Genomic DNA, 22,887 nt, shown 5'->3' on the forward strand with positions numbered 1-22,887 from the left:
ATGTATATAACTGAAGTTAGCATTAAACGACCTGTTGTTGCTTGGGTTATGTCTTTGATATTGATAATTTTTGGTATTTTTGTCTTTCTAGAATTACCAGTTCGAGAACTTCCAGATGGTATACAGCCCCCAGTAGTTCAAGTTCAAACCGATTATAAATCTGCTTCTGCTGAAATCGTTGATGAAGAAATAACTCAAAAATTAGAGGATGTAATTGGAGGCGCTGAAGGTATCAAAAATATTGACTCAAGTTCTCTCAATGGAAGAAGTAGGATTAATATTCAATTCAACACAGACATTGATTTAGATGATGCAGCTAACGATATTAGGGAAAGAGTTGCAAGAGTTGTAGATAATTTACCAAGTGAATCAAACCCTCCACAAATTTTAAAACAGGCAGCAGGTTTTACAACTACAATGTGGATAGCATTATCATCCCCAACCTGGAATGATCTAGATCTTGGTGATTACGCTGAAAGATATCTAATAGATGCATTTTCAAGTGTACCAAACGTAGGTCGAATTTTAGTTGGTGGATTAAGAGAGCTTAGTGTTAGAGTTTGGATAGATCCAATAAAATTAGCTGCAAATGATCTTACAATTCAAGAAGTTGAAAGAGCTCTTAGAAATGAGAACATAAATCTTCCAGCTGGAACATTAGAAGCTAATAACAAGGACTTAACTTTAAACATTGATAAATCCTATTCTAATATTGATACCATTAAACAATTGCCACTTAAGAAAAATAAGGAAAAAGTTATAATTTTATCTGATGTGGCTAATATAGAATTTGGACCTGTTTCGGAAAAAACTTTATTTAAAGCACAACGAAAAAATGCAGTTGATTTGAAAACCGTAGGAATTGGGATTTATGCAAAAAGTGGTGCATCAACGGTAGAACTTTCTAAACAAATAAAAACTAAAATAAAAGAACTTAACAAATCTTTACCTGACGGGTTAAAATTAGAAATTGCATTTAATAGAGCAACTTACATAGGTGCTGCAATTGAAGAAGTATATAAAAGTTTAGTAATTGCATTCGTATTAGTTGTTTTAATTATTTATCTATTTTTAGGTAACCTAAAAGCTGTAATAGTTCCTGCTGTTGCATTGCCGGTTAGTCTTATAGGTTCATTTCTAGGTCTTTATATTTTTGATTTATCAATTAATATTTTCGTTTTACTGAGCTTTATTCTAGCCATTGGTATAATAACTGATGACTCAGTGATCATGACTGATGCTATCTATACAAGAATTGAGAATGGTGAAACACCATTAGTAGCTGCTTACAAAGGTTCTAAACAAATTACATTTGCAATTATTGCAACGACTTTAATTCTTATAGCAGTATTTTTGCCTTTAATTTTTATTAAAGGAATATCGGGAACTTTATTTAAAGAGACAGCAATAGCCTTATCTTTTTCAATAGTTGTATCTTCTTTTGTGGCATTAACTTTGTCTCCAATGCTAGGCAGTAAATTTTTAAATAAAAAAGAAAAAATCAATTTCTTAGTAAGAAAATTCAATAATGGATTTAAATCATTTACAGGATTTTATGTGAGCTCCCTTAAATATTGGGTGAACAAACAAAAAACTATTTCGATATTTATAATTTTAATTATTGCTGCCTCAGCTTATTTGTTTAGTTTTTCCAAAAAAGAACTAATACCAGTTGAAGATAGGGGTGCTTATTTAATTATTGGATCAACTGATGAAGGAAGTTCATTTGAATATACCCAAGAAAAAGCTCAAATAATTGAAGGAAGAATTTTAAGATTATTGCAAGCAGAAGACAGTCCATATGCAAGACTAATCATGAGAGTTCCTGGTTTCGGAAGATCTGCAACGTCTTATAACAGTTTTATAATCATTGCATTACTTGATGAATGGAAAAATAGAGAAAAAGGTAGTCAAACAATATTAAGAGAAGCAATTGGACAAGTGGTTTCTGTGCCTGAAACTTTTGCTTTTCCAATTTCTCCACAATCAATAAGAGTATCTAGTTACAATAAGCCCGTTCAAATGGTGATATATGGATCTAGCTACGAAGAATTAGAAGAAATTCAAAATAGTGTCTTAAGAGAATTAAGAAAAAATAGAAATATGTCTAGAATTGAAAGTGATTATACAAAAAATAAACCTGAGGTTAAATTAATCACTAATAAAAATAGAGCAAATGATTTGGGGGTTTCTACTGAAAATATAGGTAGAACTCTAGAAACTCTTTATGGAGGAAAAAGAGTAACAACTTTTAGTAAAGAAGGAAGAGAATACCCAATTATTTTACAACAATATTTAGCAGACAGAAGAGATAAAGATGGGTTATCAAAAATTTTTGTTAGATCTGAAACAACTGGTAAACTTGTATCTGTTGCAAGTTTAGTCGAGTTTAAAGAGAAAGGCACTGCTGAAGCGCTTCCAAGATACAATCGTCAGAGAGCAGTTACAATTTCTGCTGCGCTTGCAGAGGATTATACTCTAACAGAAGCAATAAAATACCTGGAAGATGTAATGATTAAAGTTGCTCCTCAAAATCAAATCACTTGGAAAGGAAAATCTGAAGAATTAAAAGAAACAACAAATGAAATATACTTAATTTTTGCTCTTGCTTTGTTAACTGCTTATTTGGTTATGGCAGCAACATTTAACTCTTTTGTTCATCCATTTATTATTATTTTAACAGTTCCACTAGCTGTATTTGGTGGATTAGTATTTATTTTATTTTTAAATAGTTCAGTAAATATTTTCTCCCAAATCGCTTTAATAATACTTATTGGTATATCCACAAAGAATAGTATTTTGATTGTAGACTACACAAACCAAATAAGAACTACCGGTGTTAAAATTCAGGACGCTATAATTAAAGCTTGCCAACTTAGAATTCGACCAATCATAATGACCTCACTTAGTACAATGATAGCAATGCTTCCATTAGTTATTGGAAATATTGGCCCAGGTGCAGGTGAAGGCTCTAGATTAGCTGTGGGTTCTACAATTTTAGGAGGAATGATCATTTCAACCTTCTTTACTTTATATGTAACTCCAACAATGTATTTAGCTCTTGCAAAAAATACCAAACGAATTGATGCTGTTGATATTGAATTAAAAAAACAGCTAAATTAAAAAATAATATATTTTGATGTTGATAAAGAATTTTTACATTTTAACAATTGTTGTTTATAAATATTTGATTGTTTTTCTACACGCTTTGCAAGATTAATAACTTTTTTGTTTTTTTTATAATTCTTATAATTTCCCCAACCTTCATGATAAGCAACATATTGATTGAACGCGTCACTCCTTGAGATTTTTAAAATTTTTTCAGTTTTATTTGTATACCATCCTATAAAGTCAACACTGTCTTTAAATCTTGATCTTACTGCATACTTATTCCCAGTCTCATTTTTGTATTGTTTCCAGGTACCTTTTACAGCTTGAGAATAACCAAAAGAACTTGATGGTCTTTTATAGGGAATAACCTTAAAAAGCTTTTGTCTTGGTGGTTTTGCTAACCAATCAAAGCTGGATTCCATTTTAATAATTGCAAGCTGTAAGTAAACTGGTGTGCCCCATTTTTTTTCAGACTTTTTCGCATGTTTATACCAAAAATATCTTTCTTCAAATATTGAACAGCTGTTGGCTGTATTTTTAGGAACCGATGAACAAGCTGAAATAAATAATATTATTAAAAATAAAAAATTAAGTTTTAGAATTTTCATTTTTTATAAAAAAGTAAAATAAGATTAATATTATTAATACACCTAATAAATTTCCAAATAAATCTGAAAATTGAAAAGTTCTCTGAGGAATAAATAAATGCAAAATCTCAAGTATTATAGATAAAAATATTAAATAAATGCTTAATATTTTTAATTGATTTAATTTTTTATAACTAAAAAAACCAATTATTGAAAAAACTAGAAAAGCATAAACATGATTACTCGATATATTTAAATTAGAAAAATAAAAATCTGAAGTAATTTGAGGTTGTTGGCTGAGATTATTATGAAATAACCAACCTAAAATACTTCCTGGGAATAGGTATAAGAAAATTAAAATAAAATTGCAAAAATAAAAAATAAATTTATATTTTGAAAAAAATTTATTCATTAATAGTATAGTGTTATTTATCAAATTAATCTAAAAGATAAACAAATGAGTTATTTAATTTTAATAAGGCACGGTCAAAGTGTTTGGAACCTCGAAAAAAAATTTACTGGATGGGTTGACGTAGATCTAACAGAAAATGGAAAGTCAGAGGCAAAAAAAGCTGGCCAACTAATAAAACAAGAAAATATTGAAGTTAATCTTTATTATTCATCTTTTCAATTAAGAGCAAAAAATACCTTAAGAATAATACAAGAAGAATTGAAGGATTTTAAAAAGGTAATAAGTGCATGGGAATTAAATGAGAGACATTATGGTGCTTTGACTGGATTAAATAAAGATGAAATGAAAGTAAAACTTGGAGAAGAAAAAGTTCACCAATTTAGACGTTCTTGGGATCTTAGACCTGGCCCTTTAGATAAAAAAAATCCATATCATCCGCTAAATATTGAAACTTACAAAAAAATTCCTTTAGAAAAAATTCCTGACACCGAGTCACTAAAAGATACATATGAAAGAGTAATAAAATTTTATAATAAAGAGATAGAACACAAAACAAGTGAAAATATTCTAATTTCTGCTCATGGAAACTCCATTAGGGCTCTTTGTAAACATTTGTTCAATTTAGATGAGAATGAGATCTCAAAACTTGAAATTCCAACAGGAAACCCACTTTTAATTGAATTAGAAAACAGCAAGATTTCCAATTGTAAATATCTTGATCAAGAAAGAGCTAAAGATCTTTTAGTTTTTTAAAAATATCCAGATCAGTCAGATGATAAAAGTCTTTTTGACTTTCATAACCAAATAACTTTTTTTGATCTAATAAATTATTCCAAATTTCCAAAATTGAGTAATTTTCTACTTTCTCTTTAATAAATAATTTTTTATTAATTATTTGACATCCAATGTAAATAAATTCTTTTTCAGCTTCTTTGTTAATTAAATTATTTTTTAAATTAAAATCTCCTTTTAACTTTTTATCAAAACTAAGTTTTTTATTTACTAACAGAAGAATGTTTTCTAATTTTTCAGAAAAATACATTTTTTCCATTTTTAATATCTCGTCTTTATAGTAATTACTCCAGATAGTATCTGGATTAAAAATTATGAAATCCTTTTCATTAGAGTCTTTAATCATATTTTGAATACCTCCCCCTGTATCTAAAATATGCTCACCATCCTCAATTATTTTGATATCAATATTGAAATTTTTACTGTTTAAAAACGCTGAAAATTGATCCTTTAAATAAAAAGTATTTATTAAGATTTTTTGAATACCTAGTTTTTCGATTAAATTAATGCATCTCTCGAGCATACTTGCATCTTTAATCTCTAATAAAGGCTTAGGCGTTTTTAAAGTAATTGGGTTTAATCTCTTACCAAAACCTGCACATAAAATTAAAGCTGTATTTATTCTCACTACTCTACCTTATAAATTTTGGAAAATAATTTTTTAATAGCAACATCAAATTATTGAATTTATTTTGATCTTTAATTCTATAATTAATCATTTCCCAAGCGTAGGGAATTAACTTAAGATATTTTTTTTTATTATCTCTAGCAGCTAAACGCATAAATATACCAATTATTTTCAAATTCCTTAAAACAGATAATATTTCAAAATCGTTTTTAAATTTTTCTAAATCAATTTTTTGATTTGTTTTAACGTAAAACTTAAATACCTTTTCTTTTAATTCATTGGTTGTTTTTAATCTTACGTCGTCAATTAAGGATGCTAAATCATAAGCTCTATTGCCAATTAGTGCATCTTGACTATCTATTACTGCAATTTTTTTATTGTGATACATCAAATTTGAAACATGAAAATCTCTATGAACAAATGTAACATTTTTATAATTTAATTTTGATAATAATTTTTTTATCTCTAATCTAAATTTTTGTTTAAATTGAATAATTTTGGATTTAGGCAATATTTTTGGTGCATACCAGTCACAAAAAAGTTTAGTTTCATCAAACAAAACTTTGTTATTATATTCTTGAAGTTTATATAATTTGTTTTTGAAATTTTTTACTTTTTTATCTTTTATTAATTGTATTTTATTTAAAATTTTTATTATCTTTTTAAAAATGGTATATTTATTATTCTTTTTGTTTTTTAAAATTTGAAACAAAGTTTGATCTCCAAAGTCATTTATTTCCATATAATTATTAATGTAATTTTCACTTAATAGATTTGGTGCTAAAATTTTATTTTTAATTAGAATTTTATTTATCGCATCGTAAATTAAAAGATTTTTTAACTTTTCTTTCTTAGATATTACAATAATAGATTTATTTTCTCCGTTTCTATAAAATTCTCTAAAAGATGCGTCACCTTTTATTTTTTTCAATTTTACTAAGCTTTTCATCAAAATGAGTTTTAATTTAAACTTTTATATCTACAGTTCTATCATTTAATTGATTTAAATAATTAAATGTTAAAGTTATAAATTTTATATCTTGTTTATCAGCAATCAATTGTGGCCATTCTATAAGTGTTATTAATTTATTATCTTTTTCAAAAATATCTAAATTATTGATATCTTGATTTCTATTAATTCTAAATAAATCATAATGTTTTATTCTTATATCTTTAAAGTGATACTCATTTAATAAACTAAAAGTAGGGCTTGTAATTTCTGTTTGTGTTAAATTATTTATTTTTTGATACTCATTTATAAAATATTTAACAAAGGTTGTTTTGCCAACACCCATTTCTCCATATAAAAAAACAAACTCGCCGCCTTTAAGATATTTTGTAAATTCTTTAGCTAATTCTTTAGTTAACTTCTCTGAAGTGATATCAATTGTGCTATCTTTAATAGCGATAGGCATCTGGTTTGAAAGGACCTTCTGTTCCAACGCTTATATAATCTGCTTGCTCTTTTGATAATTTTGTTAGTTTTGCCCCAACTTTTTTTAAATGTAAAGTTGCTACTTTTTCATCTAAATGTTTTGGTAGTACATAAACTTTATTTTCATAATTTTTATGATTATGCCAAAGTTCTATTTGAGCAATAACTTGATTAGTAAATGATGCACTCATTACAAAACTTGGATGTCCTGTTGCACAACCAAGATTAACTAATCTTCCTTCAGCTAAAAGAATAATTCTTTTACCACTAGGCAGCTCTATTTCATGCACTTGAGGTTTTACTTCACTCCACTTATAATTTCTAAGAGCATCAACTTGTATTTCATTATCAAAGTGACCAATATTGCATAAAATGGCTCTATCCTTCATATCTCTCATATGATCTGCAGTAACAATGTCTTTGTTACCTGTTGCTGTTACAACGATATCAGCTCTACTAATAGCCTCCTCCATTAATACCACTTCATAACCTTCCATTGCAGCTTGTAGAGCACAAATTGGATCTGCTTCTGTAACTAAAACTCTAGCTCCACTTTGTCTTAAAGATGCAGCACTTCCTTTTCCAACGTCTCCGAAACCAGCAACAATAGCAATTTTTCCAGACATCATTACATCTGTAGCTCTTCTTATCCCGTCTACTAAACTTTCTCTACATCCATATAAATTATCAAATTTTGATTTTGTGACAGAGTCATTAACGTTAATTGCTGGAACTAAAAGTGATTTATCATTTTCCATTTTATTAAGTGCTTTAATTCCAGTGGTAGTCTCCTCTGAAACTCCCTTAATATCTTTCATTAAATCCTTATATTCATTGTGCATGATAGCTGTTAAATCACCACCGTCATCTAATAACATGTTAGGTTTCCAGTCAGGTTTTCCAACTATAGTTTGTTTAATGCACCATAAATATTCCTCTTCTGTTTCACCTTTCCAGGCATAAACAGGGATCCCAGCCTTTGCAATTGCTGCAGCTGCATGATCTTGAGTTGAAAAAATATTACAAGATGACCAACGAACTTCGGCACCTAATGCAACTAAGGTTTCGATTAGTACAGCCGTTTGAATTGTCATATGAAGACATCCTATAATTCTTGCACCCTTTAACGGTTTTTCCTCAGAATACTCTTCTCTTAAAGCCATTAAACCGGGCATTTCACTTTCAGCTATTGATATTTCTTTTCTACCAAATTCAGCTTGTGCAATATCTTTTACTTTATAATCTTCCATGGCAAGCTTTATACAGCTAAGTATTTATTTATCAAGAGATGATTAAACATTGGGAAATCTTATCTCTATCATTGCTCCTTCTTTATCTATACGATTAGATGCTACAATTTCACCATCGTGGAGTTCAACCAAATTTTTTACTATATTTAAACCAAGGCCTGAATGTTCTCCAAATTTTTCAGGTCTATTACTATAAAATCTTTTAAATATTCTTGATGTGTCTTTTTCTTTAAATCCCTGGCCTTCATCAATAATTTTGATTGATATTTGATTTTTTCCATTAACAGAAACGTCAACAAAAACATTGCCACCATCTTTACTAAACGATATTGAATTATCTAATAAATTTGCAATGATTTGTTCAATTCTATTTTCTATACCATTTATTAAATATTTATCTTTTCCATCATTTTTATATTCAATTTGTATTCCTTTTTTTACTTGATGAATATTATTATAATCATCAACAACAGATTGAATGATAGGTTCAATATTTATTCTTTTCATTTGTTCTTTACTTAAAGCAACTTCATCTTTTAACATTTGAGAATAATCGGTAATCAATCTCTCTATTCTTTGAACGTCATGACTAAGTATATTTAATAATCTATTCCTTTGTTCGTTATCATTTGTATCTTGCAAAATTTCTGAGGCACTTTTTAAAGATGCTAATGGATTTCTAATCTCATGAACCAAATCTGTCGAAAAGTTTTCTGCATGCGTGACTCTATTTTGAAGCTCATTTGTCATATCCTCTAAAGAATTTGATAAAAGTCCTAATTCGTCATTTCTTTTTTTAAGATTTTCAATACCTATTTTATCCTGACTTTTTTCTTTAATACGAATTGTATATCCAACAAGATTTTGTATTGGTTTAATAAAGTATCTACTCAACACAAAAGAAAATATTAATATTACAAATCCTACAGATATAGCTGTTCTTATTACAAATGCTTTTCTCTCGTCTATCGCTGTCTTAATTTCATTAGCATTTTCCGTAATAGCCACATAACCAAGATTAATTTCATTCTTTGTAACATTCTTAATTGTTGTTACATTAAATTGATTAAAATCTTCTTGCGTAAATGTGTAAGTAGCTCCTAGATTTTCAGAACTAGAATAACTTTTTAATATATCTTTGAACGAAACAGGTTTTTTTTCATCAATTTTTATATTTTTTTCCTCAATAGTTTTTTCTATTTCCTCATTGTCTAAACTTTCAAATTCAATTTTATCAAGTCTTGTAGAAAATGATCTTGGATCAAGATCTAAGGTATCAGTGTCTCCAATGAGGTTAAGTTGATCATCAAAAAATATTACTCTATCTAAATTTTGAAAAATAAACCTTGTAGAAAATAAAAATCTTCTAATATCTTTAGATTGGAATTTTACATCTAACCTTAAAATATTATCAATAGTGTTGTTAATAATGTTTGTGTGATTTTGAGATTTTTTTTTTATTAAACTTGGCTGAATATTATTTAGATATATGAATGTAAATAGTCCAATAATTGTAAAAATTACAAAATTTATAAATAAAAATTTCTTTAATATAGAAAGAGTTTTTAAGTATTTACTAAACATTAGCTAACATTCCATCTATATCCACTACCATACCTAGTTTCAATAGCTGAAAAATCAGGATCTACTTTTTTAAATTTTTTTCTAATTCGTTTTACGTGACTATCAATAGTTCTATCCTCAATATCTGTATCTTCTCTATAAGCTATATCCATAAGCTGAGCTCTTTCTTTAATTATACCAGGCCTCTTTGCTAATTCTTTAACAATTAAAAACTCAGTTGTTGTCAATTTATCAGGTAGCTGTTTTCCATTCCATTCACATTCGAGTTGTGATGGATCTAATTTTAATCTTCCATGAGATATCAGGCTTTTATTTTCTTCTAGAATATTATTTGTGTCTTTTTTTCTTAACTGCACTCTAATTCTTTCAATCAAAACTTTTATAGAAAAACCTCCTGATTTTTTTACAAAATCATCTGCGCCCAGCTTTAGACCTAACAACTCATCAATTTCATCATCTTTAGATGTTAAAAAAATTACTGGTAGGGAAGTTTTTTTTCGAAGTTTTTTTAATAATTCTTCTCCATCCATCTTGGGCATCTTTATATCTATGATTGCTAAGTCAGGTGGCATTCTGGTTAAACCAATTAATGCACTTTCACCATCAATGTAAGTTTGAACTTTAAAACCCTCTTTTTCTAATGCGATACTCAAACTTGTTAAAATATTTCTATCGTCATCAATTAAAGCTATTGTCTGTTTTTGCATAAAGTATTTTAAAAATACTAAATTGTCATAATTTGGGCAATGTTATAAATTTAATGTAACATGCCCCAATTATCTCCAACATTAATATCAACTGTTAAAGGAGTTGAAAAAGAATGATAATCACTCTGAGCCACACTGGTCATTTCTTTCTCAATTAATTTAATCATTACTTTTTCATCTTTTTTAGGAATTTCAAAAATTAATTCATCATGAATTTGCAAGAGCATTTTTGAATTCGAATTTTTTTCCTCTGTTAATTTCTTGTCTAATCTTATCATAGCTAATCTCATTACCTCAGAAGCAGAACCTTGAATAGGAGCATTTATCGCAGCACGTTCTTGAAAATTTCTGACATTAAAGTTTTTGTCATTTATTCCATTAAAGTGAGATCTTCGTCCAAAAATATTGTTGACATATCCACTTTTCCTACAAAATTTTATTGTATTATCCATATAAACTTTGATTTCTGGAAACTTGGCAAAATATGAATTCAAAAATTCCTCTGCTTCATAGTTGGAAACATTTATTTGCTTAGCTAATCCATATTGCGAAATTCCATAAATAATTCCAAAATTAATAGCCTTTGCCTTTCGTCTGTGATCTTGATTAATTTTTTTGATATCAATATTAAATATTTGGCTAGCTGTTAAAGAGTGAATATCTTCTTTATTTTTAAAAGCTTTTTTCAGTTCTTTTACATCTGCCAGGTCTGCTAAAATTCTCATCTCAATTTGATTGTAATCCGCAGAAATTAATAGGTGCCCTTTTTTTGCAGTGAAAGCTTTTCTTATATCTTTTCCATCTTCTGATTTAATTGGTATGTTTTGTAAGTTGGGATCACTAGATGCTAGTCTTCCAGTCGTTGTAGCAGCCAACAAAAACGAAGTGTGAACTCTTTTTGTATTTGGGTTTAAATGTTCAGGTAAAGCATCTGAATAAGTATTTTTTAATTTTGAAACTTGTCTCCAATCTAAAATTAATTTTGGAAACTCGTGACCTTTAAAAGCTAAATCCTCTAAAACACTTGCACTTGTCGCAAAACTTCCCTTTTTAGTTTTTTTTAATCCCGCTATTTTCAAGTCATTATAAATTATTTCACCTAATTGCTTTGGAGATGCGATATTGAACTCTTTTTTAGAAATTTTAAATACTTCTTTTTCAAGTTTTTGGATTTTTTTTTCAAATTTAGATGAAAGAGATTTTAAAAACTTGCTATCAATTTCAACTCCCTCTATTTCCATAAATGCAAGAATTTTAATTAATGGCTTTTCAAAAATTTCATAGATATTTATCATTTTTTCTGATTTTAAATTTTTGATAAATTTCTTGTATAATCTAAAAGTAACATCAGCATCTTCAGCGGCGTAATCTTTTGCTTTATCTAATTCTACTTCGCTAAAATTAATTTCTTTCTTACCTGTTCCTACCATGTCTTTAAAAGAAATAGTTTTATGTCCTAAATGAATTTCTGATAGAGTATCCATATTATGTCTATTTTTTCCTGCATCTAATACATAAGACATCAGCATTGTATCTTCCATTGATGAAAGCGTTATTCCACACTTATAAAGTACGATAAAATCAAATTTTATATTTTGACCTATTTTTTTTATACTAGGATCTTCCAATATTTTTTTTAATTTTTTAATTACTGCATCTTTTTTAAGACACTTGGGAGATTTATGACCAACCGGTATGTAACATGCTTTTCCAATCTTAGAACAGAGAGAAATACCCACTAAATCTGCTTGGTGAGGATCTAATGATGTGGTTTCCGTATCTACAGCAACTTCACCAACTTCTTCTGCCTCTTCTATCCATTTATCAATTTCATCTAAACTATCAATTAAGTAATAATTTTTATTATTTATCTTTTGTTGTTTTTCCAGATTTTGAGTTTCAATCTTGTTACTTTCTAGTTCAGGTTCTCCATAAGCAGAAATTGCAGAACTTAACAACCTGTTAAATTCCATTTCTCTTAAAAATTTATATAATTTATCTTTATCTATATTTTGCAATTTAAATTCACTTAACTCTCTATTAACAGGAGAGTTATGATCTAGTGTTACAAGTTTTTTACTTATTAATGCTTTATCCTTGTTCTCTATTAATGTTTCCCTTCTTTTATTTTGCTTAATCTCATGAGCAGATTTTAGTAAATTTTCTAAAGTACCATATTTGTTAATTAGTTCTGCAGCTGTCTTAACACCTATCCCTGGGACACCAGGAACATTATCACTACTATCTCCTGCTAAAGATTGCACATCAATAACTTTTGAAGCATCTACTCCAAATTTTTTTAAGACATCATCGTCAGTTATAAATTTGTTTTTCATGGGGTCAAAAATTCGAACCCCTTTTTTGTAAAGCTGCATTAAATCTTTATCTGATGAGACAATTGTAACTTTTGCACCTTTTTTAAGGATTTGATCAACATATGTGGCTATTAAATCATCTGCTTCATAATTAGGAAGATCCACAGATGGTAAATTGAATGCTAGTACTGATTTTCTAATATAATCAAATTGAGGGGCCAAATCATCAGGCGCCTCTGACCGATTAGCTTTGTAATCACTATAAATTTCATTTCTGAAAGTTTTTCTTGCTGAGTCAAATATTACTGCAAAATGTGTTGGTTTTTGCAAGTTTTGATCAGATTTTGAGTCCTCTAATAGTTTAAATAACATACTGCAAAAACCACTTACAGCACCTGTTGGAAGTCCATCACTTTTTCTAGTCAATGGAGGCAAAGCATAATAAGCTCTAAAAATATAACCAGAGCCATCAATCAAATAAAAATGATCTGTTTTTTGAATTTTATTCATGAAGTTATATTAAATATTATAATTATAAAATATTCTGTATATAAAAAAATTTACTTTCAATTATTATAACAATTATAAGTAGATTATTTTTTATATTTTGAGTATTATTTAACAATGGAATTAACAAAGAATCTCACACAAGCCAAACTATTTAAATCTCTGGTTGTTATTGTTCTTGGTTCAATAGCACTAACAATATCAGCAAAGATCAAAATTCCTTTCTATCCAGTTCCTATGACTATGCAAACATTTGTTGTATTGTTTTTAGGAATAAGTTTAGGACATAAAATTGCACTAGCTACAATTGGTCTGTATTTAATTGAAGGAATTGCAGGTCTTCCTGTATTTTCAAATTCACCTGAAAAAGGTGTTGGGTTAGTTTACTTTACAGGACCAACTATGGGTTACTTAATTGGTTTTTTAATCGCTTGTTACTTGGCTTCTAAAATAAAGATTGATGATAATTTTTTCATTGTTTTATTTAAGTTAATTATAGCAACTTCAACAATCTATATTTTGGGTCTAATTTGGCTTGGAACATTGATTGGATGGGATAAACCAATTTTTGCCTTAGGTGCAAAACCATTTCTATTAGCTGAGATTTTTAAAATTATGCTTTTAGCTCTTTTGACCAAGCAAATAATTAAAATTAAAAAATTTATCTAGGTGATCTTTTAGAGAGAATTCTTTGAAGAGTTCTTCTGTGCATTTTAAGCCTTCTGGCTGTTTCTGAAACATTCCTATTACATAACTCGAAAACTCTATGTATATGTTCCCACTTAACTCTATCAGCTGACATAGGGTTTTCTGGTGGGGCTGCTTTTTTTGAAGGATCTGCCAATAATGCTTTCTCTACATCTTCTGCATCAGCAGGTTTAGCTAAATAATCTATGGCACCTTCTTTGATTGCAGCTACTGCCGTTGGAATATTTCCATAACCAGTTAACATTATGATTCTGCTATCACTATTTGAAGACTGAATTTCTTTTACAACCTCAAGTCCATTACCATCTGCAAGCCTTAAGTCTACAACAGCAAAACCAGGTTTTTTAGTTTTTACAGATTCAACTCCCTTTTGTACACTCTCAGCTTGAAAAACCTCAAACCCTTTTTTTTCCATCGCTCTTGCTAAACGCTCACGGAATGGATTATCGTCATCCACGATTAATAATGACTTATTTTCAAAATCATTGAGATTCTGTAGTTTTGCTTCTTCTTTCATAACTCTTATATGGGGTCTCTGCAAGATATTACAATATATGAATTTTACGCATTTCTGGCTTGAATTATTTGCTTTACTTTGGTGCTGTTTACTTTATATGCCAAAAAATATTAAAGTTTTTTTTAAAAAGACTTTTTTTTATTAAATTTTTTTTGGAGGCATTTAAGATGCAAAAATTTAAATCAGTTGAGGAATTAGTAAATCAGCTGAAACCTGAAAAACCAGTTTACTGTATTAGAAAGAATTCTATTAAATCTGCTGTTAAATTTTTCCTTAACAAATTTCCAGGTAAAATTTTATATGCAGTTAAAACTAACCCGCACCCTGAAGTAATCAAAACAATAATAGAAAGTGGAGTTGAGCAATTTGATGTTGCTTCAATTGAGGAAATTAAAAATATTAGAACTTTTAGTAATACAGCAAAATGCTCTTATATGCATACTGTTAAAAGCAGAGAAAGTATAAAAGAAGCATATTTTAATTATGGTATAAAAACTTTTTCATTAGATACTAAAGATGAACTGATTAAAATAATTGAAAGTACAAATAACGCTAAAGATTTAGAGTTATTTGTAAGAGTTGCTGTTTCAAATGAACATGCAGAAATTGATTTATCAAAAAAATTTGGTGCTTTAACATCAGAAGCAATAGGTTTATTAAGACTTGTAAAACAACATGCTAGAAAGATTGGTTTAAGTTTTCATGTTGGTTCACAATGCATGCATCCAATTTCTTATTCAAAAGGAATTAGTGAAATTGGAAATATAATTAAAAAGACAAAAATTATCCCAGATTACATTAATGTAGGCGGAGGTTTTCCTACAATCTATCCTGACTTAATTCCACAATCTTTAGGTAGTTATTTTAATGAAATAAATAAGAGTTTAGAAAACTTAAAGTTTGAAAAACTTCCTGAAATTATTTGTGAGCCTGGCAGAGCTATAGTTGCTGAAAGTGGCTCGACAATTGTAAGAGTTAATTTAAGGAAAAAACAAAAGCTTTATATTAATGATGGAACCTATGGTACTCTTTTTGATGCAGGTACACCAAACATTGTATTCCCATCTAGAATGATTAAGGAAAATTCTAATAAAATAATTTCAAAAAAATTAACTGCTTTTGATTTCTTTGGACCTACATGTGATAGCATGGATTATATGAAGGGTCCTTTTTTGCTTCCAAATAATATTAAAGAAAATGATTATATTGAACTCGGTCAACTTGGAGCATACGGATTGACATTTAGAACTCAGTTTAATGGTTATTACTCAAATGAAATTTACGAAGTTGAAGATAATCCAATAATGACAATGTATGACAAAGACATTAACAAAGCTAACATGGTAGCTTAATGTCAGTTCAAAAAAATCCAGGTCATAACAGTAAAAGAGATTTATTAAAAAATCCTGTTGAACACATAGATATAACTTCTTTTGATAGTAGAAAAATTATTTCTTCAATGGAAAAAATGTCATTTGTTTCTAGAGAAACAGCAAATGCTGCTAATATTTATAACGAGATGCTTAAAGATAAAGATTGTACAATTTTCCTTACTTTAGCAGGCTCTACTTCGGCAGCTGGATGTATGAATATTTATAAAGATTTAGTTAAATATAATATGGTAGATGCAATTGTTGCAACTGGCGCCTCAATAGTAGATATGGATTTTTTTGAAGCTCTTGGTTTTAAACATTATCAAGGTTCACAATTTCAAGATGATACTGAGTTGAGGGACAACTATATAGATAGAATTTACGATACCTATATAGATGAAGAAGAGCTTCAAATGTGTGATAAAATTATATGCGAAATAGCAAATGACTTAAAAGCAAGAAGCTATACTTCAAGAGAGTTCATTTATGAAATGGGAAAATATTTAAAAAATAACTCAAAGAAAAAAGACTCTTTAATTGAAACTGCTTTTGACAACAATGTTCCTATTTTCTGCCCTGCTTTTACTGACTCAAGTGCAGGATTCGGGTTAGTTATGCATCAAGAACAAAATCCAAAAAAACATATGACAATAGACTCTGTTAGAGAATTTAGAGAATTAACAGAAATTAAAATCAAATCTAAAGGTTCTGGATTATTTATGATTGGTGGTGGTGTACCTAAAAACTTTATTCAAGATACTGTTATTTGCGCTGAACTATTAGGAAAAGATGTAGACATGCATAAATATGCTGTTCAAATTACTGTTGCTGATAGTAGAGACGGTGCTTGTAGCAGCTCTACATTAAAAGAGGCAAGTTCGTGGGGAAAAGTAGATATTACGAAAGAACAGATGGTATTTGCAGAGGCAACTAGTGTTTTACCATTAATTGCTAGTGATGCTTATCATAAAGGTGAGTGGAAAAATAGAACAAGAAAAAACTTTACAAAAATTTTTGAATAAAATTGAAATATCTCTCAAATAAAAACGGATTTTTAGGAATTGATAATAAATTTAGTTTTAAAGAAAAAGCTGTAATTATTCCATTTGGTTTAGAAAAAACAGTCAGTTATGGAGGAGGAACAAGAAATGGACCCAAAGAAATTATAAAAGCATCTCATCAAGTTGAGTTATATGATGAAGAGCTTAACTGCGAACCTTATAAAAAAATAGGTATTAAAACTTTAAAACCGTTTAAAATTGATAAAAATATTAAAAAAGCACTTAATAAAATTTCAAATATTAATAAAGAGATTTTAGATAAAAAGCTTTTCCCAATGACTTTAGGTGGAGAGCATTCAATAACTCCTGGATGTATCGTTCCTTTTACTAAAAAATATAAAAAAATTTGTCTGTTACATTTTGATGCTCATGCGGATTTACGTCAAAGTTATAATGGAGAAAAATTTTCACATGCTTCAGCAATTAGAAGGTGTCTAGATTATAAAAACATTTCATTAATTTCATTTGGCATAAGAAATATCTCGGAAAGTGAAATCCCATTTTTAAAAAAGAATTCCTCAAGAATAAATATTTTTTGGGCGAAAGATAAAAAAAAATGGAATTTGTCTAAATTTAAAAAACTAATTAAAAATAAAACTGTTTATCTTACATTTGATGTTGACGGACTAGATTCAAGTATTATGCCTGCAACTGGTACACCTGAACCAGGAGGACTTTTGTGGGACGAAACATTAGATATAATAAGAATTGCAGCTAAAAACTCAAAAATTGTTGGTGCAGATATTAATGAACTATCTCCAATTAAAGGATTTAATTCTTATAATTTTCTTGTTGCAAAGTTAGCTTATAAAATTTTGTCTTATAAATTTTTATATTAAACTTTAATTGGTTTAATAATTTTTAGTAACATTCTGAATGGTATCAACATTATTATAGCAACTAAAATTTTCACCGCTAAATCTCCAAGAGATAAAGTAATCCAAGGTACCCCTGTTGCATAAAATGATATTGAGAAAAATAAAAATGTGTCGACTGTTGATCCAATCAAAGATGAAGAAAGTGGTGCAACAAACCACTCTTTTTTTCTTAATCGATCAAAAATTTGAATATCTAACAATTGAGCGGTAATAAAAGCCACTCCTGATCCAATTGCAATTCTAACTGAGATTAAATCTGCAAAATCAGTTGAGAATAACAATGTAAATATAATTCCTATTAAAAAGCCCAAATATACAATTTGTCTTGCTAATAATTTTCCATACGACCTATTTGCTAAATCGGTTATTAAAAAAGCTATTGGGTAACTAAAAGCTCCATAAGTTAAAATCTCATTTAATCCAAAATAGTTTATTGGGAACTGAACTAAATAATTAGAAGATAATACAACAACCCCCATCATTATAGATAGGGTAATAAATAATTTGTTCATTAGGCTGATTTAGCTATGGGTTTCTTTTTAAAAGGGGATTTAATTAAAATTACTTTTTTTAACTTTTTTAATCTAGGAGATAAATTTTTATTTTTTACAGTTTTTAAAAATTCATCAAAACTACCTTTTTTGTCAATTGACCTTACGCCTGAGTTGCTTACAGTAAGTTTTAAACTTCTTCCAGTAAGCTCACTTGTAAATTTTACTTTTTTAAGATTGGGTAAAAATCTTCTTTTAGTCTTGTTGTTAGCATGACTAACATTATGACCTTTCATAGGAATTTTACCAGTAAGTTCGCATTTTTTTGACATAATATCAGTGCCTATATAAGGGCAGATATTGAAGGCGTCAAGTTTAATACATTCAAGAAACAGTTTTATTTCCAACAATTTCTGAGAAATTTTTGACACCATCTCTTATTAGTAATTCTTTTAAGTCTTTTTTAATCATGCCAGCAATATTGGGTCCTTGAAAAACCATGCCGGTATAAAGTTGAACATAATCTGCTCCCAATAAAAACTTATCATAAGCTGCTTTACCAGAGTCAACGCCGCCCACTCCAATTATTTTAATTTTACCTTTAATTAAATTATAGAATTTACTTATTAAAAGATTTGATTTTTTTTCAATAGGTTTTCCAGATAAACCACCTTTTTGATGTCTCTGTATATTTTGAAGTGTTTCCCGAGAAGCTTCGGACGTATTTGAAATTATTATTGCACTTATTTCATTTTCTAAAAGTATTTCTGAAATTAACTCAATTTGATTTTCATTTATATCTGGTGAAATCTTTACAGCTACAGGAATTTCAGTTTTTAATTGTTTTTTTTTCTCCGAGATAGATTTTAATAACTCTTTTAATTTATTCTCATCATGAAAGTTTCTTAGATTTTCAGTATTTGGTGAAGAAATATTGATTGTAATATAATCTGCAACTTCAGAAAATTTTTCTAATCCAATTAAATAATCATTCAATCTATCGTTAGAATCTTTGTTTGGACCTACATTTACACCTAGCACACCTAGTTTTTTATTAGATTTTATTCTGTTTAATATTGTATCTGATCCATGATTATTGAAACCTAACCTATTAATTAATGCTTGATCTTCTACCAATCTAAACACTCTTGGTTTTTCATTCCCATATTGTTTTAATGGTGTAACCGTACCTACTTCAACAAATCCAAAACCCAACTTAAATAAAGGATTGTATACCTCGGCATTCTTATCGAAGCCTGCTGCAATACCTATGGGATTATCAAGATGTTGATTAAATAGTTTTGTTTTTAAAATAGGATCAGTCTTGTTTTCATCAAATATATTTGAAACTAAATTAAGTTTGAGTGATTGAATTGCTAAAAAATGTGCTCTTTCAGGATCTATTTTAAATATTAATGATCTTAAATTTGAATACATTATTTCAATTTACTAATTATCAACTCTCTTGTTTCGTTAACACCGAAAAAACTTATAAAAAAACCCATTCTTGGTCCATTTTCATCTCCAAATATCACTTCATAAATTAATTTAAACCAATCTCTTAAGTTTTCTTCATACCCATTCTCTTTACCTGTTGAATATATTAATGTTTGTATATCCTCAGGAGACATCTGATCATTACATTGTTCTAAAGTTTTAACTAAAGCTTGTAGAGCTAATTTTTCATTTTCAGATGGATTTTTATATTTTTTTTGAGCCTTAATAACATCATTAAAATACTTGATTGCATAACCAACTAGTCCATCAAAAATTGGAAAGTTTTTTTCATGAATGTTAGATTTATATTTTTTAACAAACTTCCATAATAAATCTTTGTTAACAGCATTGCTTGTCTCAACCAAATTCAACAACATAGAAAAAGACATAATCATTTCTTCTTTTGGAATATTGCCATTATGAACATGCCAAACAGGATTCATTACCAATTGTTGTTCTGTTTGTTTTTTTGATTTTTCAATATTATCAAGGTACTCATCTACAGCTTTTGGCACTATTTCATTATAAAGTTTTTTAGCTCTTTTTGGATTTTGATACATGTATAAAGATAAACTTTCAGGTGAGGCATATTTTAACCACTGGTCGATGGTAATACCATTTCCTTTAGATTTTGAAATTTTTTCACCCTTTTCATCAAGAAATAATTCATAAGCAAATCCAGATGGATGTTTTTTACCAATCAAATTTATAATTTTAGTTGATAAAATTGCACTCTCAATAAGGTCTTTTCCATACATTTCAAAATCTATATCTAGAGCATACCATCTCATTGCCCAATCAACTTTCCATTGTAATTTACAATTTCCATCCAAAATACTAGATTCTAATTTTTTACCCTCATTATCAAAAATTATTTTAGAATTTTTTTTATCAATTTCTATAACTGGAATTTCGAGAACATGACCTGTATCTGGACAAATAGGTAAAAAAGGACAGTAAGTTTGTTGACGTTCTTTGCCTAAAGTTGGAAGTATAATATTCATTATACCATCATAATTTTCTAAAATAATTTTTAAAGTTGGGTTGAAAAAACCACCTTTGTATAAAGATGTTGAGCTTTTAAAACTGTATTTAAAATTAAAACTATTTAAAAAATCTTTTAACATTTCATTATTATGTTCTCCAAAACTTGCAAATTTTTCAAATGGATCTGGAACTTGTGTTAATGGTTTATGAAGATTTTTATTTAGCAATTCCTGATTAGGAACATTATCAGGAACTTTTCTTAAACCATCCATATCATCAGAGAAAGTAATTATTTCTGCTGGTAAATCTGTAAGTTGCTTTAAAGCATTAACCATCATTGAAGTCCTTGCAACTTCACCAAATGTTCCGATATGCGGAAGGCCACTTGGACCATATCCTGTTTGAAGAGTAATTTTCCCTTTTTTATCAATAAACGATTTTCTCTCACGAAGCATTTTTTTGGCTTCCACGAAAGGCCAAGCACTTGTTTTGTCTAAAATTTCTTTTTTAATCACGAATATATCTTTTATAAAAATCTTAAATTGGCGATTTTATTAATTCTTATAGAGTTGAAATTTATTTACCATAAAATAATGTTCTTTCAAAATGTCTAATTATAAAACTGTTTTTTTTACACTAGGAATTTTACAAATTATTTTAGGGGTCTCAATGTTCATCCCTATAATTGCTCAATTTATTTATTCTGAAATAGATTCATCATTTTTTGGCGCATCTATTGTTACTATAATTTTTGGATCATTATTTTTTCTTTCAAATCTTGACCACGACAAAAAGTTAAATTTACAACAAGCATTTTTATTAACTGCTTTGTCGTGGTTAAGTATTGCTCTTTTTGGATCTTTGCCATTTATATTTTCTACTATGGAGCTTTCAATTACTGATGCTTTTTTTGAGAGCATGTCTGGTATTACAACAACTGGATCTACAATTATTTCAAACTTAGAGAATACACCAAAAGGCATTCTATTATGGAGAGCAATACTTCAGTGGTTGGGTGGTATTGGTATAATTGTAATGGCAATCACCCTCATGCCTATAATGAATGTTGGTGGCATGCAATTATTTAAAATTTCTAGCAACGACTCATCTGAAAAAATTCTTCCTAAATCAAAAGAAATAGCTTTAAGACTTATATATATTTATTCAGGCCTAACTGCTCTTTGTGCATTATCATATTGGGTATTTGGAATGGGAAAATTTGATAGTTTAACTCATTCTATGACTACCATAGCTACAGGTGGATTTTCTAATTATAATCAATCTATCGGATATTTTGACAGTGTTCTTATAGAAATATCATCGATGATTTTTATAATTTTAGGAAGTATTCCATTTATTGCATATATTAAATTTATTAGTGGTAATAAAAAAATATTTTTAAACGATATTCAAATCAGAACATTTATTAAAATAATAATTATAAGCATTATTTTATTATCAATTTATTTGTTATTTAATAATAACGGAAACTTTAGTTTAAGATCTATTTTTTTTAATACGATTTCAATATTGACTGGAACAGGTTATGTAAATGCTGAATTCGACGGTTGGGGAAGTTTTCCTATAACAATATTTCTTGCATTAATGTTTATTGGGGGCTGTGCTGGATCAACTACTTGTGGAGTCAAAATTTTTAGAATTCAAATTCTATATTTATTTATATTGAATCAATTAAAAAAAATTATATATCCCAAGGGAATATTTGTAATTAAATATGATCAAGGATCTGTTGATGATAAATTTATTGCATCAATAATTTCATTTATTTATTTTTACTTTGTTATTTTTTTTATTTTAGCTGCATTATTATCATTAACTGGTCTTGATTTTATAACTGCCATCTCTGGAGCAGCAACATCGATATCAAATGTTGGTCCTGGTTTAGGTCCTATTATTGGGCCTAACGGAGATTTTTCATCTTTGCCCGATATTTCTAAATGGGTCTTAACTGTAGGTATGATTTTAGGTAGACTTGAGTTGTTTGCAATATTAGTATTATTCTTACCATCTTTTTGGAGAAATTAAT

20 protein-coding genes are annotated in these 22,887 nt (G+C 28.3%); 7 read left to right on the plus strand and 13 right to left on the minus strand.

The features are described from left to right. Positions 1 to 3,123 (plus strand): efflux RND transporter permease subunit, encoded by a 3,123-nt coding sequence (locus tag ACTT9R_RS01795; protein ID WP_440926363.1) that lies wholly within the window; start codon positions 1 to 3, stop codon positions 3,121 to 3,123. Here ACTT9R_RS01795 and ACTT9R_RS01800 read toward each other — a convergent pair. Further along, positions 3,120 to 3,719, minus strand: a complete 600-nt coding sequence (locus tag ACTT9R_RS01800; protein ID WP_440926364.1) for a transglycosylase SLT domain-containing protein — start codon at positions 3,717 to 3,719, stop codon at positions 3,120 to 3,122. The two genes, ACTT9R_RS01795 and ACTT9R_RS01800, sit on opposite strands and share 4 nt — an antisense overlap. A 436-nt stretch (positions 3,720 to 4,155) precedes the next feature. On the opposite strand from ACTT9R_RS01800, the gene ACTT9R_RS01805 reads away from it, so the two are divergent. Then, complete coding sequence (locus ACTT9R_RS01805; protein WP_440926365.1) at positions 4,156 to 4,863, plus strand: 2,3-bisphosphoglycerate-dependent phosphoglycerate mutase; 708 nt, start codon at positions 4,156 to 4,158, stop codon at positions 4,861 to 4,863. Here ACTT9R_RS01805 and ACTT9R_RS01810 read toward each other — a convergent pair. The 7 genes from ACTT9R_RS01810 to polA are packed head-to-tail and all read right to left on the minus strand — an operon-like array spanning position 4,841 to position 13,331. Continuing rightward, a complete protein-coding gene (locus tag ACTT9R_RS01810) occupies positions 4,841 to 5,530 on the minus strand; it encodes a sugar phosphate nucleotidyltransferase (RefSeq protein WP_440926366.1) in 690 nt (229 codons plus the stop codon). The two genes, ACTT9R_RS01805 and ACTT9R_RS01810, sit on opposite strands and share 23 nt — an antisense overlap. Before the next feature lie 4 nt (positions 5,531 to 5,534). Then, the gene (locus ACTT9R_RS01815) at positions 5,535 to 6,479 is read right to left on the minus strand and encodes a phosphotransferase (protein WP_440926367.1); all 945 of its coding nucleotides are present in this window, start codon (positions 6,477 to 6,479) and stop codon (positions 5,535 to 5,537) included. 16 nt (positions 6,480 to 6,495) lie between these two features. Beyond that, positions 6,496 to 6,945, minus strand: coding sequence for a tRNA (adenosine(37)-N6)-threonylcarbamoyltransferase complex ATPase subunit type 1 TsaE (gene tsaE / locus ACTT9R_RS01820; protein ID WP_440926368.1), 450 nt, complete (start codon positions 6,943 to 6,945; stop codon positions 6,496 to 6,498). Beyond that, positions 6,929 to 8,215, minus strand: coding sequence for an adenosylhomocysteinase (gene ahcY / locus ACTT9R_RS01825; RefSeq protein ID WP_440926369.1), 1,287 nt, complete (start codon positions 8,213 to 8,215; stop codon positions 6,929 to 6,931). The genes tsaE and ahcY overlap by 17 nt, the downstream gene beginning before the upstream one ends. Positions 8,216 to 8,257: 42 nt before the next feature. Then, positions 8,258 to 9,799 (minus strand): sensor histidine kinase, encoded by a 1,542-nt coding sequence (locus tag ACTT9R_RS01830; RefSeq protein WP_440926370.1) that lies wholly within the window; start codon positions 9,797 to 9,799, stop codon positions 8,258 to 8,260. Next, on the minus strand, positions 9,799 to 10,506 hold the full coding sequence (locus ACTT9R_RS01835) for a response regulator transcription factor (RefSeq protein ID WP_440926371.1): 708 nt from the start codon (positions 10,504 to 10,506) through the stop codon (positions 9,799 to 9,801). The genes ACTT9R_RS01830 and ACTT9R_RS01835 overlap by 1 nt, the downstream gene beginning before the upstream one ends. A 50-nt stretch (positions 10,507 to 10,556) precedes the next feature. Then, on the minus strand, positions 10,557 to 13,331 hold the full coding sequence (gene polA / locus ACTT9R_RS01840; RefSeq protein WP_440926372.1) for a DNA polymerase I: 2,775 nt from the start codon (positions 13,329 to 13,331) through the stop codon (positions 10,557 to 10,559). A 114-nt stretch (positions 13,332 to 13,445) separates the two neighbouring features. On the opposite strand from polA, the gene ACTT9R_RS01845 reads away from it, so the two are divergent. Beyond that, positions 13,446 to 13,997: a biotin transporter BioY gene (locus tag ACTT9R_RS01845; RefSeq protein ID WP_440926373.1), complete on the plus strand. Its 552-nt coding sequence runs from the start codon at positions 13,446 to 13,448 to the stop codon at positions 13,995 to 13,997. Here ACTT9R_RS01845 and ACTT9R_RS01850 read toward each other — a convergent pair. Then, positions 13,990 to 14,553: an ActR/PrrA/RegA family redox response regulator transcription factor gene (locus tag ACTT9R_RS01850; RefSeq protein ID WP_075536579.1), complete on the minus strand. Its 564-nt coding sequence runs from the start codon at positions 14,551 to 14,553 to the stop codon at positions 13,990 to 13,992. The genes ACTT9R_RS01845 and ACTT9R_RS01850 overlap by 8 nt on opposite strands. A gap of 167 nt (positions 14,554 to 14,720) precedes the next feature. Here ACTT9R_RS01850 and ACTT9R_RS01855 point away from each other — a divergent pair, with 167 nt between their 5' ends. Genes ACTT9R_RS01855 through speB form a run of 3 tightly spaced genes read left to right on the plus strand, consistent with a single transcriptional unit; the run spans position 14,721 to position 17,826 of the window. After that, on the plus strand, positions 14,721 to 15,905 hold the full coding sequence (locus tag ACTT9R_RS01855; RefSeq protein WP_440926374.1) for a type III PLP-dependent enzyme: 1,185 nt from the start codon (positions 14,721 to 14,723) through the stop codon (positions 15,903 to 15,905). Further along, positions 15,905 to 16,948 carry a 1,9-bis(guanidino)-5-aza-nonane synthase gene (locus ACTT9R_RS01860; protein WP_440926375.1) on the plus strand — a complete coding sequence of 348 codons (1,044 nt, stop codon included), beginning with the start codon at positions 15,905 to 15,907 and terminating at the stop codon, positions 16,946 to 16,948. Before ACTT9R_RS01855 ends, ACTT9R_RS01860 begins: the two co-directional genes overlap by 1 nt. Before the next feature lie 2 nt (positions 16,949 to 16,950). Next, positions 16,951 to 17,826 carry an agmatinase gene (gene speB / locus ACTT9R_RS01865; RefSeq protein WP_440926376.1) on the plus strand — a complete coding sequence of 292 codons (876 nt, stop codon included), beginning with the start codon at positions 16,951 to 16,953 and terminating at the stop codon, positions 17,824 to 17,826. Here the strand turns inward: speB and ACTT9R_RS01870 are convergent. From ACTT9R_RS01870 to ACTT9R_RS01885, 4 genes are read right to left on the minus strand one after another with little or no spacing between them, the layout of a single operon-like run. Further along, positions 17,823 to 18,377, minus strand: coding sequence for a queuosine precursor transporter (locus ACTT9R_RS01870; protein ID WP_440926377.1), 555 nt, complete (start codon positions 18,375 to 18,377; stop codon positions 17,823 to 17,825). The genes speB and ACTT9R_RS01870 overlap by 4 nt on opposite strands. Further along, positions 18,377 to 18,688 (minus strand): 50S ribosomal protein L28, encoded by a 312-nt coding sequence (gene rpmB / locus ACTT9R_RS01875; RefSeq protein WP_440926378.1) that lies wholly within the window; start codon positions 18,686 to 18,688, stop codon positions 18,377 to 18,379. Before rpmB ends, ACTT9R_RS01870 begins: the two co-directional genes overlap by 1 nt. A gap of 52 nt (positions 18,689 to 18,740) precedes the next feature. Beyond that, positions 18,741 to 19,793 carry a quinone-dependent dihydroorotate dehydrogenase gene (locus ACTT9R_RS01880; RefSeq protein ID WP_440926379.1) on the minus strand — a complete coding sequence of 351 codons (1,053 nt, stop codon included), beginning with the start codon at positions 19,791 to 19,793 and terminating at the stop codon, positions 18,741 to 18,743. Beyond that, on the minus strand, positions 19,793 to 21,355 hold the full coding sequence (locus tag ACTT9R_RS01885) for a lysine--tRNA ligase (RefSeq protein WP_440926380.1): 1,563 nt from the start codon (positions 21,353 to 21,355) through the stop codon (positions 19,793 to 19,795). Before ACTT9R_RS01885 ends, ACTT9R_RS01880 begins: the two co-directional genes overlap by 1 nt. 91 nt (positions 21,356 to 21,446) lie before the next feature. On the opposite strand from ACTT9R_RS01885, the gene ACTT9R_RS01890 reads away from it, so the two are divergent. After that, a complete protein-coding gene (locus tag ACTT9R_RS01890; RefSeq protein ID WP_440926381.1) occupies positions 21,447 to 22,886 on the plus strand; it encodes a TrkH family potassium uptake protein in 1,440 nt (479 codons plus the stop codon). The last annotated feature ends 1 nt before the right edge of the window (position 22,887 follow it).

Origin of the sequence: Candidatus Pelagibacter sp., from assembly GCF_052049835.1 — a bacterium.
Lineage (GTDB): Bacteria > Pseudomonadota > Alphaproteobacteria > Pelagibacterales > Pelagibacteraceae > Pelagibacter.

Bases quoted from the DNA above. Each gene is read 5' to 3' on its own strand.
- ACTT9R_RS01845 (WP_440926373.1), top strand. From the start codon at position 13,446: ATGGAATTAACAAAGAATCTCACACAAGCCAAACTATTTAAATCTCTG.
- rpmB (WP_440926378.1), bottom strand. From the start codon at position 18,688: ATGTCAAAAAAATGCGAACTTACTGGTAAAATTCCTATGAAAGGTCAT.
- ACTT9R_RS01870 (WP_440926377.1), bottom strand. From the start codon at position 18,377: ATGAACAAATTATTTATTACCCTATCTATAATGATGGGGGTTGTTGTA.
- ACTT9R_RS01860 (WP_440926375.1), top strand. From the start codon at position 15,905: ATGTCAGTTCAAAAAAATCCAGGTCATAACAGTAAAAGAGATTTATTA.
- ACTT9R_RS01835 (WP_440926371.1), bottom strand. From the start codon at position 10,506: ATGCAAAAACAGACAATAGCTTTAATTGATGACGATAGAAATATTTTA.
- ACTT9R_RS01890 (WP_440926381.1), top strand. From the start codon at position 21,447: ATGTCTAATTATAAAACTGTTTTTTTTACACTAGGAATTTTACAAATT.
- ACTT9R_RS01880 (WP_440926379.1), bottom strand. From the start codon at position 19,793: ATGTATTCAAATTTAAGATCATTAATATTTAAAATAGATCCTGAAAGA.
- ahcY (WP_440926369.1), bottom strand. From the start codon at position 8,215: ATGGAAGATTATAAAGTAAAAGATATTGCACAAGCTGAATTTGGTAGA.
- ACTT9R_RS01800 (WP_440926364.1), bottom strand. From the start codon at position 3,719: ATGAAAATTCTAAAACTTAATTTTTTATTTTTAATAATATTATTTATT.
- ACTT9R_RS01850 (WP_075536579.1), bottom strand. From the start codon at position 14,553: ATGAAAGAAGAAGCAAAACTACAGAATCTCAATGATTTTGAAAATAAG.
- ACTT9R_RS01830 (WP_440926370.1), bottom strand. From the start codon at position 9,799: ATGTTTAGTAAATACTTAAAAACTCTTTCTATATTAAAGAAATTTTTA.
- polA (WP_440926372.1), bottom strand. From the start codon at position 13,331: ATGAATAAAATTCAAAAAACAGATCATTTTTATTTGATTGATGGCTCT.
- ACTT9R_RS01815 (WP_440926367.1), bottom strand. From the start codon at position 6,479: ATGAAAAGCTTAGTAAAATTGAAAAAAATAAAAGGTGACGCATCTTTT.
- ACTT9R_RS01805 (WP_440926365.1), top strand. From the start codon at position 4,156: ATGAGTTATTTAATTTTAATAAGGCACGGTCAAAGTGTTTGGAACCTC.
- tsaE (WP_440926368.1), bottom strand. From the start codon at position 6,945: ATGCCTATCGCTATTAAAGATAGCACAATTGATATCACTTCAGAGAAG.
- ACTT9R_RS01855 (WP_440926374.1), top strand. From the start codon at position 14,721: ATGCAAAAATTTAAATCAGTTGAGGAATTAGTAAATCAGCTGAAACCT.
- ACTT9R_RS01795 (WP_440926363.1), top strand. From the start codon at position 1: ATGTATATAACTGAAGTTAGCATTAAACGACCTGTTGTTGCTTGGGTT.